This is a genomic window from Mesorhizobium sp. (assembly GCF_024509055.1).
Lineage (GTDB): Bacteria > Pseudomonadota > Alphaproteobacteria > Rhizobiales > Rhizobiaceae > Mesorhizobium.
Genome location: NZ_JANINM010000296.1, coordinates 1 through 2,078, shown reverse-complemented (window position 1 = coordinate 2,078; position 2,078 = coordinate 1). Strand labels below are relative to the sequence as shown.

The 2,078-nt window shown below is 64.8% G+C and carries 2 protein-coding genes and 1 pseudogene; 2 read left to right on the top strand and 1 reads right to left on the bottom strand.

Translation table 11 applies throughout. The features are described from left to right. A partial coding sequence (locus Q0L57_RS13410; protein ID WP_296743334.1) for a GAF domain-containing protein occupies window positions 1–434 on the bottom strand: 434 nt, incomplete at its 3' end. A 189-nt stretch (window positions 435–623) separates the two neighbouring features. Here Q0L57_RS13410 and Q0L57_RS13405 point away from each other — a divergent pair. Together Q0L57_RS13405 and Q0L57_RS13400 are read left to right on the top strand one after the other, a co-directional pair. Continuing rightward, entirely contained in the window at window positions 624–1,520 is an 897-nt protein-coding gene (locus Q0L57_RS13405; protein WP_366940903.1) for a GlxA family transcriptional regulator, read from the top strand. A gap of 325 nt (window positions 1,521–1,845) precedes the next feature. Beyond that, a pseudogene (locus Q0L57_RS13400) lies at window positions 1,846–2,078 on the top strand (aminopeptidase P family protein); the annotation flags it as partial.

The window sequence follows — 2,078 nt, the reverse complement described above, 5'->3', positions numbered from 1 at the left end:
TCCTTGTCGAAGCGGCCGGGCAGCGGGCTGTCGAGGTCGAGCACGCCGAACGCGCCCTCCGCGTCGCGCAACAGCACGACCAGTTCGGAGCGCGAGTCGGCGTCGCAGGCGATGTGGCCGGCAAATTCGTGCACGTCCTTGACCAGCATCGACATGTCGAGCTCGATCGCCTTGCCGCAGACGCCGTTGCCGACCGCGATGCGCACGCAGGCCGGCTTGCCCTGGAAGGGACCAAGCACCAGCTCGTCTTCCGAGGCCAGGAAGTAGAAGCCGGCCCAGTTGAGGTCCGGCACCATCTGGTAGATCAGCGCGGCGGTGTTGGCGGCATTGGCGACCGAGTCGCCCTCGCCTTCCAGCAGCGCTTGCAGTTGCGTTGCCAGTTCATTGTAGAAGGCCGGCTTGTCCTTGGCGTCGATGGCGGTTGCGGCAAACATCGTGTCGTGTCTCCGTTGCATGCCGGGCGAAGGGCCGGCTAGAGTTTCGCCTTCTCTGCCACCAATGCAGCGCGCGGGAAATACAAAATCGTGAGCGACGCCCTCGCCAACCGAAAACGCGACCGCGCGCAGCCGGAGGCGCGCGACGCTCCCCTCTCCTTCGCGGTACTCGTCTTTCCCGGCTTTCCGATGATGGCGTTTTCCTCGGTGATCGAGCCGCTGCGCGGCGCCAACATCCTGGCCAAACGCGAATGCTACCGCTGGGTGATCGTCGGCGCCGATCCGGGCACGGTCGAGGCGTCCAACGGCGTCGTCATCCAGCCGGGCTTTTCGGCAGCCGACGCGCCAAAGGTCGACCGCATCGTGGTATGCTCCGGCGGCGATGCCGACCATGTCGTGGCCGACGAGGCGATGGGCTGGATCAGAAAAAGCCTGCGCGGCGGCGCGCATATCGGCGCGGTGGCGGACGCCGCATTCTTCCTCGCCCGCGCCGGCCTGCTCGATGGCCATGCCTGCACCCTGCACTGGACCAGCCAGGCCGCCTTCACCGAAGCCTTTCCGGATATCGAGCTCAGGCGCGACCTCTTCGTCATCGACCGCAAGCGCTTCACCTCGGCCGGCGGCGTCGGCAGCCTCGACATGATGCTGGAGATCATCACGCGCGATTACGGCGCCGAACTGGCGGCTGGCGTCGCTGAATGGTTCGTGCACTCTCCGCTGCGGTCCAGCGTCGACCGCAAGCTGATGCCGCTGCGCCTGCGCACCGGCGTCCAGAACGAGTTGGTTCTGTCAGCCATCGCCATCATGGAGGACGCGGTGGAGGAAAGGCTCGGCATGGCCGAACTTGCCGAACGGCTCGGCGTGTCGTCCGACAAGCTGGAGCGCAACTTCCGCGCCGAACTGGATATCTCGCCCAATGGATACTACAGGCGGCTGCGGTTGAAGCGAGCGGCTGATCTGCTGGCGCATTCGACGTTGATGGTGCGCGATGTCGCCTTGGCCTGCGGGTTTGCCTCGATGTCGAGTTTCGCCCGGGCGTTTCGAGAAGAGCACGGACATGCGCCGAAGGCGATGCGGCGGCATTAGTGGCATAGTGGTGTGGCTCCACGTTACCTTCGTCATCCTGGGCGAAGCGACGCGCAGCGGAGCGTAGACCCTGGGATCCATGCCGTGACCTACGAGCGCCACAGCGATGCAGAATTATGGGCAGAGCGGACAACGGGATTTGTTCACCGCAGCATTCTCCGGCCGGCGTAACGGCATGGATTCTAGGGTCTGCGCGCGTCGCTTCGCTCCTTGCTTCGCCCCAGAATGACGAAGTTATGATGCGGCATCCGGCACAACAATTGCGGAATGTCGCACAAGCCAAAAACCTCTTCCAGCTATGTTCGCGAGAACAGGAGGCCTCCCCATGAGCATCGTCGTTTTCGACCCTGACAGCACCGAGGATGTGGACTTCAAAGATCGCATGCGCCACCCGGTGGCGGCGGATCCCGCCGGCGGCATGTGGCTCTCCGACACCGAGCCCTCCTTCATCGACGCCGATGCGTTGCGCAAGGGGCGTCTGACCAAGCTGCGCGCCTGGATGCGCGAGGCGGGCTATGGCGGCGTCGTGCTGTTCGACCCTTACAACCAGCGCTACGC